The 16,427-nt window shown below is 41.8% G+C and carries 12 protein-coding genes; 2 read left to right on the top strand and 10 right to left on the bottom strand.

The features are described 5' to 3' along the window. Positions 1-50: 50 nt before the first annotated feature. The 6 genes from rfbB to SY85_RS20080 all read right to left on the bottom strand — a co-directional run bounded on the left by rfbB (position 51) and on the right by SY85_RS20080 (position 6,528). On the bottom strand, positions 51-1,103 hold the full coding sequence (gene rfbB, locus SY85_RS20105) for a dTDP-glucose 4,6-dehydratase (RefSeq protein WP_066406883.1): 1,053 nt from the start codon (positions 1,101-1,103) through the stop codon (positions 51-53). Continuing rightward, positions 1,100-2,068 (bottom strand): SDR family oxidoreductase, encoded by a 969-nt coding sequence (locus SY85_RS20100; RefSeq protein WP_066406882.1) that lies wholly within the window; start codon positions 2,066-2,068, stop codon positions 1,100-1,102. Before SY85_RS20100 ends, rfbB begins: the two co-directional genes overlap by 4 nt. Further along, positions 2,068-4,476: a GumC family protein gene (locus tag SY85_RS20095; RefSeq protein WP_066406881.1), complete on the bottom strand. Its 2,409-nt coding sequence runs from the start codon at positions 4,474-4,476 to the stop codon at positions 2,068-2,070. Before SY85_RS20095 ends, SY85_RS20100 begins: the two co-directional genes overlap by 1 nt. A gap of 25 nt (positions 4,477-4,501) precedes the next feature. Continuing rightward, the gene (locus tag SY85_RS20090) at positions 4,502-5,278 is read right to left on the bottom strand and encodes a polysaccharide biosynthesis/export family protein (RefSeq protein ID WP_066406880.1); all 777 of its coding nucleotides are present in this window, start codon (positions 5,276-5,278) and stop codon (positions 4,502-4,504) included. Positions 5,279-5,297: 19 nt separating this feature from the next. Further along, positions 5,298-5,789 carry a UpxY family transcription antiterminator gene (locus tag SY85_RS20085; RefSeq protein WP_066406879.1) on the bottom strand — a complete coding sequence of 164 codons (492 nt, stop codon included), beginning with the start codon at positions 5,787-5,789 and terminating at the stop codon, positions 5,298-5,300. Positions 5,790-5,946: 157 nt separating this feature from the next. Then, complete coding sequence (locus tag SY85_RS20080) at positions 5,947-6,528, bottom strand: acyltransferase (RefSeq protein WP_066406878.1); 582 nt, start codon at positions 6,526-6,528, stop codon at positions 5,947-5,949. Positions 6,529-6,578: 50 nt separating this feature from the next. On the opposite strand from SY85_RS20080, the gene SY85_RS20075 reads away from it, so the two are divergent. After that, positions 6,579-7,865, top strand: coding sequence for an acyltransferase family protein (locus SY85_RS20075; protein ID WP_066406877.1), 1,287 nt, complete (start codon positions 6,579-6,581; stop codon positions 7,863-7,865). Positions 7,866-7,963: 98 nt separating this feature from the next. After that, on the top strand, positions 7,964-8,890 hold the full coding sequence (locus SY85_RS20070) for a hypothetical protein (RefSeq protein ID WP_066406875.1): 927 nt from the start codon (positions 7,964-7,966) through the stop codon (positions 8,888-8,890). 427 nt (positions 8,891-9,317) lie between these two features. Here the strand turns inward: SY85_RS20070 and SY85_RS20065 are convergent, their stop codons facing one another. From SY85_RS20065 to SY85_RS20050, 4 genes are all read right to left on the bottom strand, one after another. Next, on the bottom strand, positions 9,318-10,784 hold the full coding sequence (locus SY85_RS20065) for an RtcB family protein (RefSeq protein WP_066406873.1): 1,467 nt from the start codon (positions 10,782-10,784) through the stop codon (positions 9,318-9,320). Positions 10,785-10,901: 117 nt separating this feature from the next. Further along, a complete protein-coding gene (locus tag SY85_RS20060) occupies positions 10,902-11,972 on the bottom strand; it encodes an AAA family ATPase (RefSeq protein ID WP_066406872.1) in 1,071 nt (356 codons plus the stop codon). Positions 11,973-12,044: 72 nt separating this feature from the next. Then, positions 12,045-12,464 carry a hypothetical protein gene (locus SY85_RS20055; RefSeq protein WP_066406871.1) on the bottom strand — a complete coding sequence of 140 codons (420 nt, stop codon included), beginning with the start codon at positions 12,462-12,464 and terminating at the stop codon, positions 12,045-12,047. Between the two features lie 712 nt (positions 12,465-13,176). Next, positions 13,177-16,395 carry a TonB-dependent receptor plug domain-containing protein gene (locus tag SY85_RS20050; protein ID WP_066406867.1) on the bottom strand — a complete coding sequence of 1,073 codons (3,219 nt, stop codon included), beginning with the start codon at positions 16,393-16,395 and terminating at the stop codon, positions 13,177-13,179. Positions 16,396-16,427: the final 32 nt, after the last annotated feature.

The following is a 16,427-nucleotide window of genomic DNA, read 5'->3' as shown; positions in this document are numbered from 1 at the left end:
TCCAGGCAGAGAAAGCTGTGCTCCGTTTTCACGTTTCACTTTTCACCTCCCTAGCTGGCGTATTGCTTTTCGTAATATTGTTGGTAAGCACCGCTGGTGACATGCTCCAACCATTCTGTGTTTTGTAAGTACCAATCGATGGTTTGGCTTAGGCCCTCTTCAAAGGTGACACTAGGCGTCCATCCTAACTCCCGGTTGATCTTGGTGGCATCAATGGCATAACGGCGGTCATGGCCTGGACGATCCTTTACGTATGTGATCAGTTGTAAACTTGTACCAGTAGTACGACCCAGCTTTTCATCCATTAATTTACAAAGCAATTTTACTAAGTCAATGTTTTTCCACTCATTAAAACCACCAATATTGTAGGTTTCGCCATTTTTCCCTTTATGGTATACCATGTCAATAGCAACTGCATGATCTTTTACAAACAACCAATCGCGTGTATATAGCCCATCTCCATAGACTGGTAGCGGCTTGTTATTGATAATATTATTGATAAAGAGGGGAATCAGCTTTTCTGGGAAGTGATAAGGCCCGTAGTTATTGGAACAATTGGTCAATACAAAGGGCATGTGATAAGTTTCACCATAGGCCCTTACAAAATGATCTGAAGCTGCCTTAGATGCTGAATAGGGCGAATTGGGGTCATAGGGTGTCTCTTCTGTAAACAATCCTGTTTCGCCCAAAGCGCCATACACTTCATCGGTAGATACATGGTAAAAGCGTTTGCCTTCAAAACTATTCGCCCATTGTTTTTTAGCTGCATTCAATAAGTTCACCGTTCCTACCACATTGGTATAAACGAAATCCAGCGGAGAAAGTATAGAGCGGTCTACGTGTGATTCAGCGGCTAAATGAATAACGCCATCTGGCTGATAAGTTTGAAATACCCGCTCCAACTCTGCAGCATCCAGTAAGTCTACTTTTTCAAATACATAGTTAGCCGCCTGCTCGATATCGCGCAGGTTTTCCAAGTTACCAGCGTAGGTCAGCGCATCGAGGTTTACAATACGATAGGCCGGATACTTGGTAACAAACAGACGAACGACATGCGAGCCAATAAAGCCGGCGCCACCTGTAATCAGAATTGTTGGATTCATAATGAATACGAAAAATGGTGTTGTTGGCGGTACCACTCCAGTGTCTTCTTTAGTCCATCACGCACAGGTACCGGGGGATTATAATTTAATAAGTTTTTTGCTTTGGAAATATCGGCCAGGCTGTGTTTAACATCACCTGCTCGTTCTGGGCCATACACTGGTGCCAGATCGCTACCTGCCAGGCTCTTTAAATTTTCAAAAAGCTCACTGAGCGAGGTTTGTTCACCACAGGCAATGTTATATACTTGGTTTACGGCTTCTGTATTTTGGGTAAATAAAGCACATACATTGGCCTGTACCGCATTCTCCACAAAGGTAAAATCGCGGCTATGCTCGCCTTTACCATTTATAGTAGGTGGCTCATTGTTTAGGATGGACTTGATAAAGAGCGGAATCACCGCTGCATATGGACCTTGCGGATTTTGCTTTGGCCCAAATACATTAAAGTATCGTAGTCCAATCAGGTTCAAGCCATATACATTGGCATACACCCGTGCATAAAGCTCATTAACAAATTTGGTAACGGCATAAGGTGATAAAGGGTTGCCAATCTTGTCTTCTACCTTAGGTAAGCCGGGATGATCGCCATAGGTACTGGAACTGGCTGCATACACCACACGTTGAATACCTAGTTCTTTTGCTGCGGTAAAAATGTTTAAAGTGCCTGTTACATTAACCTCATTGCTCGTTAATGGGTCTTGAATTGATCTGGGGACCGAACCCAGCGCTGCCTGGTGTGATATCCGATCGATGCCTTCGCAAGCGGCTAAGCATGTAGCGTAGTCGCGGATGTCTCCTTCCACAAACTCAAACCTGGGGTTATTCTGAAACGCTTCAATGTTTTTTAAGCTACCGGTTGCCAAATTGTCCAAAACACGAACAAAAGTTACCTCTGGCCTGCCTAATAAATGTTCAACGAGGTTGGAACCTATAAATCCGGCTCCACCAGTAACGAGTATTCGCATTATACTTTCTCCTTACGCTTGTGTTTTTTGTTTTGCCATTTTTTCATATCCATCCAGCCCAGCCAGCGGCTTAGGGTTGGACTCGGCTGGTCCTCCTCTTCAAAATAGCCACTTCCATAGCCATAGCCATAACCATAACCATAACCATAACCTCTTCTATTTTTTACATCATTGAGTATGATAGAAAGCTTGGGCAACTTGCCTTCCTTATAAAATTGGTCAATTAAGGCAATTTGTTTCTTAAAGGTATGGCCTTGACGCACCAGGTAGAGGGTAGCATCTGAGTATTTACTCAATGTTAAGGCATCGCTTACCATACCTACCGGTGCTGTATCCATTATAACTACATCAAACTCCTGCTTCAGGTAGTTGAATAAGGTTTCTATTTTTTGATCCAATAAGATCTCTGCCGGGTTGGGCGGCACTGGGCCACACGACAAGACAAATAAGTGCTCATATCCTGGAACAGGAATAGGCAAGGACTCCAATTCTGCTTTTCCTAACAGGTAATTGGTAAGACCTGGCTTTTTGGGCATATTCAAATGCGCCAACACTTTCGGCTTACGGATATCAAACTCCAAAATGATGGTACGCTTGCCTGCCAAGGCCATCACCGCTCCCATATTGGTACTGATAAAGGATTTACCTTCTCCGCTAAAGGATGAAGTGACCATAATGACCGGCTTCTCTATATTATTGATCACATACTGCAAGTTGGAGCGAATGATGCGGAATTGCTCGGCGATAATGCCGCGGGTATTTGGTTTTACCACTAAGGCGTCCTTGCCAAAAGAATGGCCAACCTCGCCCAGTATGGTCACATCGGTGATCCGCTCAATTTCTGTTCGCGAAGTAATCTTATCGTTCAATACTTCTATCAAGAAAATGATCAGGGTTGGAAGCGCCAGGCCAGCCAGTAAAGCAATAAGTTGTACTGTACGGCGGTTAGGTTTTACCGGCGTTCGGTTAGGGTTGGCTTTTTCCAGCACTTTGATATTGGAAATGGTTGCGGCTAGTGATATAGCTGATTCTTCCCGCTTACCCATTAATAAGTTGTAAACTTCCTGTTTGGTTTCCAGCTGCCGCCTGATCTCGGCCAGGTTTTGCTCTTTGGAGGGGATGCGTTGAATTTCTGACCGGTAAGTAGCCGCCTGCTGCTGTAAACGACCAATAGCTGCCGTTTGTGCGTTTTTGATATTCCGTAAGTTTTCTTTTACATTCTCCCGCACCCGGTCCAGGCGTTCCTCCAGCTGCTGCACTTTAGGATTTGTTACCGGTACATTGGCATCTACCAATCCCTTCCGCTCCATCTGCGTTACATTATACGCTGAAATCAGATTGCTTAGTGTACCGTCTTGAACACCCAATGTAGATGGAACTAAGTTGTATTTATTCTTGCTATCGCTTAAATACTCATCGATCATCTGCATCACGCTCAATTGCACCCGTCCCTCGTTAACCTGCCGGTCTACTTCTTCTAAACGAGAAAAGTATCCTGTGGTCTGTCCCTCTGGGTCAATCAGATTATTGGCTTGCTGATAGGCCAATAACTGGGCGGTAACACTATCTAATTCGTGAGACACTACTTTAAGCCGACCGTCTACAAACTCAATGATCTTTCGCCGGGTTTCGTTCTTGTCTTCAATAGTGGCCACTCTGTATTCGGCCATTAAGGTATTGATGACATCGGCGGCCAATTGGGGATGGTTGGACTCCAGTGACAATAATAAAATACCTGTAGCACCTTTAGGGAACACTTCAACAGCACCGGCATAGTATGCTGCTACCGCCTCTGTAGGCTGCCAATTGATGATATACTCATTAAACTCTTCATTGATAGACTGTTCTGGCTTACGGATCAGGCGAAAGGAACCCTGTGCATTTTTGAAGTCATGATCAGGAGCAATGAGTTCACCATTATTGATTTGAAAGCGGCCGTCTTTTTGAAAAACGATGTTCCATGTAAAGGCAGCGGAGTCGTTCAGTTGTAGTACCTCAATATCAAAGGGAATCTGTGTATAGAGATGGGAGTTTCTGATATTTCCTTTAGCGGTTACGCTGAAATTGAGGTTGAGCCGCTTCACCACCCGCTCCATTAACTGGCGAGATTTCAATAGCTCGATCTCATTATTAATATTAATGGAATTATCTAAAACAAATAATTGCTGGAAGCGATCGTTTGCTCCTCCTCCACCTCCTGCTCCCTGGTCTTGCTTCACCAATAAGGCCCCGGCGGATTTGTAGGTAGGATCTGTATACCGCAAATACAAGTAGGCACTCAGGAGCGCTAAGGCTACTGAAAGCACAAAAAACGGCAGAAAGCGGATGTATTTAAAATAGAGATCCTTAAAGGTTAAACCAGGGGTCTCTTTTTTAGTTATCGGGGTAAATTGAAATTGGTCCTCCATGAAGGTGGCTAATTAATAAGGTCAGTTATCGGTTAAATATGGCAATGATCAGGGCTGCGGCAGAAATAATACCGGTGAAAAAGCCAACCTGCTGAATGACGCGTTGCTGCTCTGTTTGACGCAGTTTATAACGAGTTTGGTTCACCACCACCACATCATTCTGTTGTAATTGGTAATAAGGTGATGCAAAGATCTCTTTTGACGTTAAATCTAATATACCTAGTTGTCTTTCGCCATTCACTTCTCGCAATATCCGTACCTGCTTGATTGTGCCAAACTGTGTAACTCCACCTGCCATGCCAATGGCTTCCAACACAGTCAAACGCTCTGTTGGAATATTTAAAACGCCAGGATTCCCTACTTCTCCTAACATTGTAATGCGGAAGTTTAGAAAACGAACAATTACGTTGGGATTTGTCAACTGGGTTTTCAGCCGTTCTTTGATGGCAGCTTCCAACTCGCCTTTTTTTAACCCTTCAGCCTTAACGCTTCCTATTCGGGGCAGCTCAATATTACCGTGCACATCAACCAAATAACCTCCTAACTGCCCGCCTTGTGCTGATCCGCCACCTCCCTGAACACCTTGCATATTGTATAATGCATCTATTTGGGGGTCCAGTGCTGCGCTGTATACCTGAATGGAGAGCAGGTCATTCTTTTGAATGCTAGGCTCTGCTATATATACGCTTTTACGGAAGGTGCTATCATTTACATCTTCTAAGTAATTATAAACAGCACGTTGGGTACCGCAAGAGATAAAGAAAAGGCTAAATAGGATTATTGCGAGGGAGGAAAAACGCATTCTAGTGAAGTTGGTTCGTTTATATGGAAATTAGATTGTTTTTATCGATATCGGCCACTAATATATAGCCCAAACTTTCAATCACCACCTTGGCCACCTTATTTTTTACTTCGATTACTTTTCCTTCCTGATCCATCAGTGGTCCTGCAGCCACTACAACCCGGTCATCTTTTTGGAGATCCATTTTTATCAAGCTCACATTCTCATATTCACCCAGGAACTTTTGTATACTTTGGATTTCCTTGTCTTTAATAACACCTGGTTTCCCATTCCAGTATACAAAGTTGACGACACCATTGGTCATGCGTACAGCAGTACGATCTTCGTCAGTTACCTTAACGAATACATAGGACTTGAATAAAGGTTCTTCTATGAGTTTGATCCGGTCGCTCCACTTGCGTCGAATTTTGTTCAACGGGCAATAACTCTCAATACCTTTTTGAGAAAGCAGCCCGTGTACTTTTTTCTCCCAGCGTGGACGCGTATAGATTGCATACCATTTTGTACTCATCGATGCTAGTTTGGCAAAGCTTCGCCTCCTCAGTCACAGCACATATTTAAAAAAATCCGGCTATGGTTGAGTAGATGCGGCTGCAAATATAGGTTATGGCTGGGAGTGACAGCCAATTAAAATGAGCAGATTTTGAGCCAGTTAAATTATTAAATAATTAACTCATACGGACCTGATCGGCTTCCAAAATGTACTTTTCCTGACCTTGCTCACACCATGCTTCTCCTTTGTCATTGAAAACCAATGGATAAGCATTTTTACTAACCCAGCCCTGCTGTCGGGCAGGGTTTCCGTAGACTAAAGCAAAGTCCTTAACATTGGTTGTTACAACGCTGCCGGCCCCCACTAATGCGTATTTACCGATACTTACACCGCAAACAATTGTCGCATTTGCACCTATAGTGGCACCTTTTTGCACCAAGGTAGTCTTGAATTCATTTTTCCTTTCTATAAAACTCCGAGGATTAATCACGTTTGTAAATACCATGGATGGGCCTAAGAAAACATCGTCTTCTAGTATTACACCATTATATAGAGATACATTGTTCTGGATTTTTACCCCATTACCAATACTGACGTTATTATCTATGAAAACATTCTGGCCAATATTGCAATTTGTCCCAACGTGGCAACCCGGCATTAAATGGCTAAAATGCCAGATCCTGGTTCCTGCCCCTATAATAGCACCTTCATCAATAATAGCAGAAGGATGAATAAATACATTCTTAATCTTATACATAAAAGCGCATTCAAAGCCTTCAAATTATTACATTTATCCAAATTTCAGCTTTGAAACAACGCTATTACTCCTTAGATGTTTTTAGAGGCGCCACCGTAGCCCTAATGATTCTGGTAAATAACCCGGGCAGTTGGGGCCATATTTACAGTCCACTGGAGCACGCACCCTGGCATGGATTAACTCCTACCGACCTGGTCTTCCCCTTTTTCCTGTTTGCGGTAGGTAATGCTATGGCCTTTGTGATGCCCCGACTGGAAGCAGCTGGTGATGCTATCTTTTGGAAAAAAGTGATCAAACGAACGCTGCTTATCTTTTTGATTGGCTTGTTTTTGAACTGGTGGCCTTTTTCCCGTTTCCAGGACGGTCAGTTCCTTTTTAGCGGATGGACATGGATCAACGGATCGGGTAACCTTTCCGGTGTACGAATTTTTGGTGTATTGCAACGCATTGCTGTCTGCTACTTCTTTGCTTCTGTAATTATTTATTACTTAAAGGCGAGAGGTGCTTTCTTGGCTGGATTGATCCTTTTACTGGTTTATTGGCTGTTATGTGTATTAGGCAATCCGGCAGACCCTTATAGTCTGACAGGCTGGTTCGGCACCAATATCGACAAAGCCATTTTGGGTGATGTACACATGTACCGCGGTGAGCAATTCCAGGGCAAGCCCTATATTTTTGATCCGGAAGGATTGATGAGTACCATACCTGCTATTGTTCAAGTTATCTTCGGTTATTTGGTAGGCGATTATATTCTCAAAAAAGGAAAAGAAGCTGCTGTTATTGACCATCAACTGGAACAAGTGCCTAACTCCGATGACCATTTCAAAAACTATCCTTCAAGCATTAACTTTCATCGTGTATCCTTATATGTAACGCTTACTGGTTTGTTTGTAGCTGCCATGGCCTTACTTTTTACAGGCTACGCATGGGGATTAAGCTTCCCGGTCAATAAAAAGATATGGACCAGCTCGTACGTAGTGTTAACTACGGGAATGGCAATGGCCATATTGGCAACGCTTATCTATGCTATTGAAGTAAAAGGTATCCGTGGCTGGTGGACGCGCTTTTTTGATGTATTTGGTAAAAATGCCCTTTTTGTATTTGCCTTAAGTGCCTTCTTACCCAAGGGCTTACGACTGATTCGAATCCCGAATGGAACTAACGACGCTGGCCAACCTATTTATACCAGCCCCTGGAGCTGGATGTATGACAAGGTATATAAGTTTATACCCGGTGATCCGGAAATTGGGTCGCTAGCCTTTGCCCTAACCGTTATCTTTTTCATGTGGGCTATTTGTTATTGGATGGATAAGAAACGGATTTATATTAAGGTATAACCTTCTATACCTTAATAGGCTTTGCCTCAATAGAAGTATTTTCACTTTTAGCTGCAGTCTGATTTAACCCTGCCCTTATTGTATTTGTAGCATTAGAAATGAAGCGTAGAAATTTAATTGTATTATTTGTTGCATTAACGGCTATTAATCTAATTATCTACTACTATAGGGATTACTTTCATTACCAACCTTACCGTGACCATTCCTTCCTTTACAAGGAATGTAATGAAGATTGCGAGGCGCTATGGAAAACAGATTTTAAGACAAGTCATTATAAAGAGCAAATAGAAGCCAAGCGTAGTGTTGCGTCTTGGCTTCTTGACTCCTCTAATTCAACTTTAGTTAAGGCCAATCAGATCAGTAAGCAGATCTATGATGATTTTGGGAAGCGATATGGGCATCCCAAAGCCTATTTGTTACAACTCTCACCATTCAATCAGTATAAAGCACTTAACACGAACACTGGCGACAGCCTTTGGTGCGGTATCTATGCGGGTATGTTCTCTTATTTTGCCTGGGCCCAAAATATTATTACCAGGAATATTGAAATGAAATATTCAGATGACTCTCATGTAGTGAGTGAATGCTACATACCTGAATTAAAAAAATGGATAGTAGTAGACCCCACCTTTGGCATGTTAGCTCTTAAAAATGAACAAGGCGTATGGCTTGATTTGCAGTCATTCAGGAACGAGTTGAGAAATAATAAAACAATATATGTTTTAAAAAGTGCGAATGGGAAATTAGCATTTGAGCCTCTTCATTTGAATGAGCACTATTTAAATCATTATTATAAACCTACCAATTCTACTGATTTATATTACCACCACACCTCCTTACAGGAAGCTTATAAACCAGTAGAAAAATTAAAGCGCTACCTACTACCAGTTTCCTGGTATTACGTATATGACGCAGAAAACAAGACCAATATTCGGTTTGGAGTCAAATTAGTTTTTATTATCCTGTGGGTACTTGTTATTGTGCTTCTATTGGTTACTTCTTACACGTTTAAGTCGGGGAACTGAACTGGAGAATAGGGGCCTCGTCTTTAGTTTTTTTATCTTGCTTACTCCCTCTGAAAAAAGATATAAGCTTTTTATATTCCTTTCTCTACTATATGTAGCAGGTTGAAGGCAGGTTGTCTACCTGAGTACGGTGGTAGGATGGCTGGTAGACCGGACGAGGAAGGGCCTTGATACGGAGTTACTATGGCTTCCATACGGAGTAACCATGAAGGGACAGAGGAGGAGCAATGAAGTAGCAGAGGAATAATGAACAAGGAACAAGGAATGATGAAGGAAGAAGGGAGGACTGAACCGGGATTAGGAGGATATTAGAAGTCGTAAGCAGCTTTCTGCCAAAGCAGATTATAAAATTAAAAAAGAGGCCTTCGCATGAGGCCTCTTTTTTATACATAAAGCAATTTTGAATGCCAATTCCTCCCTTCTTCAATCATTCACCCATTAAGTCTCCAGACTCCTGGAAATCACGGTTTTTCTTTTTCCATTGCTTAGGCATGGCGCCGTCCATTTTTACGATTTTGGGATAGAAAAGGCCTACTGTGTCAACCAGCTGCTTCTGTGCATTCATGACTTCAAAAATGTTTTTATAAGCAAAAGGTGCTTCATCCAGACCTCCGCCTAAAAGCTTAACACCGTGTTTGGCTAACATGTCATTTAGCGCATTGTGGGTAATAGATTTCAGTGCTACCGTACGACTCATTTGACGACCTGCTCCATGGGCGGCAGAATTGACCGATGCCATTTCTCCTTTCCCTTTTACAATAAAGCCAGGGGCTGTCATAGAACCGGGAATGATACCCAGCACATCTTTACCAGCAGGCGTAGCGCCTTTACGGTGCACGATCACTTCTTTCCCCTCCCATTGCTCCTTCCAAGCAAAGTTGTGGTGGTTCTCTACCATCTTCAGTGGCCGTCTTCCCAACTGCCGGGCGATCTTATCATGTATTACATGGTGACAGGCAGAGGCATAGTCGCCGGCCAGGTTCATGGCTAGCCAATATTCCATACCTTCCTGTTCGTTTAGATCCAACCAGGCTAAATTGCTAGCCTCGCTAGGAAGTCGCCGTTTTTCTTTAGCCACCTTTGTAAAATGATTGGCAATATTGGCGCCTAAGGCTCTGGATCCAGAGTGTGACAACAATCCAACATATTTACCAGCAGGTATATTCAACACCTGATCCTGTTCACTTATTTCAACAATACCAAACTCAACGAAGTGGTTGCCCGAACCTGATGAACCCAATTGTTTCCAAGCCCGGGTTTGCAAGCCTTTTAGCAAGCCTAACTCATCAAACTCTTTTCGCTCCATTATTTCATGATCGAATGGCTTATCGAACATTGAACCACTACCAAAGAGTGTAGCCTCATTCAATTCCCGGGTAAAATACTGTTCACGCGCGGTCAGCTCTTTTGGATCGATATCAAAAACGCTCAGGCACATACGACAGCCAATGTCTACTCCTACTCCATAGGGTATTACTGCATTGTCTGTAGCTAAAACTCCCCCAATCGGTAGTCCATAACCTTGGTGAGCATCGGGCATAAGCGCACCGGCAACCGCTATCGGTACCTTGACTGCCGTATTCATCTGCTGCATTGCGCCCTGCTCAATTCCGCTAGCACCAAAGACATTAAATTCTATACCTTTTGGCATTAATGGAATCTCATCGCCACCCACTTTCGGCTTTGGCAATAAAGCCTCTGCTATTTTTCCCAATACCCCATCATGGGCATATTGATTGGGACTTTGTAAAATACTACTTAATATTTCCAAGGCATCGGCTTCCGGCAGATGCCTGAAGCTTTTTTCCATGATATTCATTGCAATACTGATCACAGGTCCTTCCGGGTACCCAATGTTCCGTAATTGCTTTCCAGTTAATTTTAATTTTGCCATACCCCAACCCCTGAAGGGCTTTTTGTTTCCTTAATTAAATATGTTTTCCTACATAGTGTGACTACACCATTCAAATGTATCACCACCTTCTTTTCATTTGTTTTTAGCTTGCCTTTTTCAATTCTGCATGACTGCTGTTCTGAATCCAATCACTTCTACTTGTTTTGCTTTTGCTTCTTTCTCATTCTGATTGCTGATCTCAGCTACGGTCATTGCTCGGTTTATAATAGTGTCGAATTTTAAGTGATCACTTAAGCGCTGTGCTTTTTCAGCGCATAACTTTCCAAACTCATACTTGGCAATTAATCTTCCTTTTCGCATTAAAGCACTATCAACCATGGTGACCGCACTATTAAACGTACATATCAATTGTACATTCAAAAAATCAGCCAGTAAGCCATCAGAAATATTCAAGAGATTAGACACCGCTGAACTTCCGCTTGCCCTTCTATCCATGATAATATTCTCGGCATCCTCAACAATCACTACTGTATTGGGATTATCAATCAACAGATCAATAAAATCAGGATCCATAAGATTACTGGCTACGTTGGGCGATAAAAAGAGTACGCGCTTTTTGACCTTTCCAACCAGATAACGCAGGTAGGTGGTTTTACCAGTACCTGGCAGTCCGTGTAGTAACACAATGCCTTTGTCGTTTTTCTGATTCAAGCGCTTTTGGATAATGTTATCTATTTCCTTAAAATCATCTTCATAGAATAGATCCAAATCCAACTTAGTACGCTTAATTTCCATCGATTTCAGTTCCAATCCATAGCTACCTTTTACTATGAGATTGATTTCAAATGGATCTCTTTTCTTTCGTTCCCGGAATTGATTCATTAATGCTGTGCATTGATCTATGAATCTGTCTTGATTACCATCATGAAGGATCTCACAATAACTATCCAACTCTACTATACAGTTATTCTTAAGAATAAAGAATGTTTCATCAAATCGAAAGCGCTTCTTTTTCTCCTGATAGCTCCGGTATTTGTATTCCGATACAATGAGATCAGCAAATGTTTCTTTAAAAGCTTTATACGCCTTCTCGCCCTCAATGCCGTTTATGAAATGCAAATTCGGCAACTGATTGAAGCGATATAAGTATAATGATTTACTATTCAGAAAATGTTTATCAAATACCGCATTGGCATCAATCATTTTCTGGTTATCTAACGTGTTCATAACTGCTATAAATTGTTACTAACAAATACATTGATAAGGCCATGGGAGTTGTTAGTACGCTCCCATGGTTTATTAATTCATCGTTGTATGACGTGTGAAACCAATAGCTGGCTCATTATTCACGATTCTGAATGCCGCTAATTCTTTTACCAACTGGTTGGCCCACGCATACTGACTGGTTGTGTGCAATACCTGGCAGTAGTTGTTACCGATTTCAATCATTCTATTATCACGTAATACCAAGATGGTATTGTTGAAGAACATTTGTTGTTCCTGGTGATCGAAGTAAGAATGCTGGTATACCTGTACAATACTTCCTTTCATTTGTTCATTGATAAAGGCATAGGCTTTTGTTACATCCAACTCACCGATGAATGTAACGCAAGGCACTGCATCGAACTGCATAGCATAGAATGCCTTTACTTCAATGAAGTGTCCGTTGAACAAAGCAACAGTATCTAATACTTTCCGACTTAACCATTTCCAAAGCATAAAGCCTCCTTTTGTTTTACTATTCTTATTGACTCAGGCAACTACCGCACGATCTTGCGTTGCCCATTGTTAATCTATTTCTCTTTTCTGTAACCGTTGGTCCAACCACATAAACAATGCATGGATGACCAGTACTATAATTAAAAATTTCATTGTCTTTCGCTTTTATATGCCTATAAAAAAACCCGGTCCTTAGTAACGGGACCGGGTCTCTCTATACAACAATCACTGTTATATAAAAGTAAAGGCCGGTCGCCGGTATGCACATAGCTCGCCCATGCAGCTATCAGCATCACTTGTACGAATGCTATTTGCAGCTGCCATTGGCTGATGATACATGCCTGAAAAGGGTATGGTATATTTTATTTCATTTTGCCTGATTAACATTCTGATTATTGATTTATAATTATTTCCCCAGCCTGACTTGTGATAATGAAAAAGCCCCGCTGGAAGAGCGGGGCTTAAGCTATGTTGATTTTGGTTAGAAGACTAACGTAGATGCTTATATGCCCCGCTAAAGGTATCTACTCCCAGAGGAGCAAACCCTTTATTATCGATATGTGTATAATTGCGTAGCATGATATTTAAAATTGTTGCGCAAAAATAGAAAAGACTATGGCGAATAAACAAGTATTATGGAATAAATATTTTTGCAGCGTTTATGCAAAGGCGCTGAAACACTAGTAAAATCAACGATTCTAGCGATTACGATTTAGTATTTTATTTCTGCTATATCCACCACGCCGTTTTGATTATCCATAATAACATTCTCAATTTGAATTGTCTGTCCTTCCTTTCCAAAGTTCTTAAACGCCATAACCCGTATGATTGCAGGTATATCTTTTCTTTGCCCATAGTAGTCATAATACTGCACCCTAACTGTGTACTTTCCTTTCGCTGCAGTTTTACTATTATACTCAGTGGGATAATAGGCATAATAACCGCTCTGTAATATGCTACCCCTGCTTTTTGAGTTCCCATCATAATAGTAACCATAGGCTATAGCACCACCCGGTTCTACTACAGAAACATTATGGTAGTAGTATGTTTTATTACCATTGACTACAATACGTAAATCAACAGGCAACGGTTTGATCAGGGAAGTATCGATTTTAGAAATATCTAACCGCTCTTTGTGTATAGCAATAATGGCATTCATCTCATTCAACAAGGTGGCTTTTGTTTCTTTTACAGCATACTCTTGCTGCTCCCAACTCTTCATGATGGTTTCGTATAAAAGATTTACTGCTTTTTGATAGCTACCCTGCTGGTAGTAGGCCCAGGCCAGATTGCGATAAGCCTGGATATCATTTTCACTTTGCTTCATCACCTCTTCATAGATCGTGACAGCAGCCGCATATTCTTTCCATGCTTCCAATGTATACTCTATAGCCGTTAACACTTGTACATCTCCGTCCGCGTATTCTGCTGCATTCGTCAAAACGTGAATCGCATCGTGATGCATTCCTATTTCGAAAAAGTGCTGCGCTACATCGAAATAAAAGCCAACGCCATTACCATAATACTGTTGTAGCTGATGATATGTCTGGAGCTTTTCATTTTTTCTTGCTGCCTTCAACTCTTGCAAATACTCTAAATCTTCCCTATTTTTCAACTTATATGGAGTGGCATTATACTGATACCGGGTGTCTTTTCCTTTCTTTGTAACAATTACAATAACACCGTTGGCACCTTGGCTACCATACAATGCTGTGGCAGCAGCATCTTTTAGCACCTCAATGCGCTCGATATCATGCACGTTTACCAAATGATTAATATTTCCAGCTATTGGTATCCCGTCTAATACAAAAAGGGGTTGTCGATTATTCGTTATAGAAGCGGCTCCCCTAATGCGAATTGTTGCAGCATCACCGGCTAAACCATTATTTGAATTTGTAACCTCCAGACCGGCAACTCGTCCTGCTAATGCCTGCTCAACTGAAGTGACTGAACTGAAAATATCCTGCTGCCGGATGGTTGTAACCGAATAGGAAACATCCCGCCTTCTTGACATTCCATAGCTTGTAACCACTACCTCCTCTAAAGCATTGCCATTTGTAATCGAAAGACCTGACACTTTTCCACTCAATGCATTGGACAATGAGTTGGATGCGTCTGCATCACTTTTTTCTTTATTGCCTGCAACTGTTGTATTGGGCGATAATAATCGGATGGGTGATGCAGTTTTATCCCACCATTGGATACGCTGGTTATACGATGCCACCACACCTTGCAGCATATTGAAAGCGTTCCACTCCTGGTAAAGCTTCCAGCGATCTATGCGGTTCTGTTTTACGTAGATCAACTTTTCACATTCCTCTTTTAGTTCTGCCGGTGGTTCAATATCGTAGTTCACATAGTCTTCCACCCTTTCTAACACAATGAAAGAGGTATTGGGTGTTACCACCTTGTGTTTCTTACCATAACCTACCATCTTATACCAGTCGAGAGAGCGAATCATTTTATCAAACTCATACAATAATGGAATGCGATCTATAGCGCTACTTTCGCAATGCTGCTGAGTATTGACTTGTACACGTTCAATTGTTGCTTCACGACTGTTATTGCCGTATGCAAGCAATAACGTATCAATACCACCGTAAGCTACACCTGCCACTGTAAGCTGCTGTAAGGCTGTATCTACCCATTGCTGATTGATGATTGTCTTACCACTGACAGACTGAATATCCAGCAATTGAATTTGTTCTTTACCTGCCACCTGTATAGCCTCACTCATACTGAGCTTTGTTAGGTCGATCAGGCTTCCACCACTGCTCCCAACTATTGTATTTAATACTGTCATATTCGCATTATGGGCAGCATGTACACTATATATTCTGGCCTTACCAGTTTTAGGCAAGGACTTCCCATATGTATTAATACCATCGCTAAACAACAGGACAGCATCGGCCTTTATCGTACTCATATCAAGGCTCCCCAGTTGTGTACCACCATCGTATTCCAGCGAGCGCAAGTAGCTTATCCAACGATTTGAGTTGGCGCCATTCATTGTAAAGGACGCAGTATCAAGGGGCTTATAGCTGAATGGAATCAGCGTCAGGTCTTTAACCTTATAATAGCCGATATATTGCTTTAAGAAGGTGATCTCTTTTTCAATATTTCGTTTTTCACTACTGGCAGAGGCATCCCAATACACTACGATATGCTCAGGAGTAATCGTGTTTTGATATTCTTGTTTAGGCTTTGAGCGTAGGGCGAAGTAGGTTTCATTCCCCATCTGCTTTGTACATAAAAAAGGAGCTGTTTGACTGAGGGGAATATTAAATGCGATGTTACCATCCAGACGGAAGTTTTGCTCTTGCTGGTTTAAATAGAAACTAGTTCCTTGAGGCAAAAATAAACCCTGTAATAAGCCATTATTTACAAAAGGTCTATTTTCTGTATTGTAAACTTTTATGGCAATATTGAATTGACTGGTGGTATCCTTACGATTTAGTGGAAGACTATATGTAAGGGTAGAAGCTGTTGGTTTGAGTAGCTGCTGAATGGTCATAGTGATTTTGCGGCTGCTTTTAGCAGGGATAGGATACACCCGTAAACTATACTCATTCAAACCATTCATTTGCAGCAAAGCGGGATCGATGCGCTTGCCTACAATACGGTTATAGGCGTTTTGAGCTTTCCATCGTTCTTCAATAGAGCCATCGCGGTACTTACCATTCAGATCTAACTGTAAAGCAGTGATTACCTGGTCCGGATGCAAGCAAAAGGTATACAAGCCTTCTATTTCGCTGTCACCAGAGTTGTAAAACTCCATTTCAATAAATGTCGTGGCGGTAAACAGGTCGGCTGTGATGAGTATTGAACAACGCTTTAAATGTGCAAGTTTATCCCAAGGCCGGTTGGTCTGAGCAACTGCTTTACTAAAGTGAATGCATAAGCACAATAGAAGGACTACTACTTTCTGCATAAACGATTGGTTTAACCGCTTGATGCAGAAAA

The sequence above is a fragment of the Flavisolibacter tropicus genome (assembly GCF_001644645.1).
Lineage (GTDB): Bacteria > Bacteroidota > Bacteroidia > Chitinophagales > Chitinophagaceae > Flavisolibacter > Flavisolibacter tropicus.
Note: the sequence above shows the minus strand (reverse complement) of the source record. Positions and strands in the feature narration are given on the sequence as shown.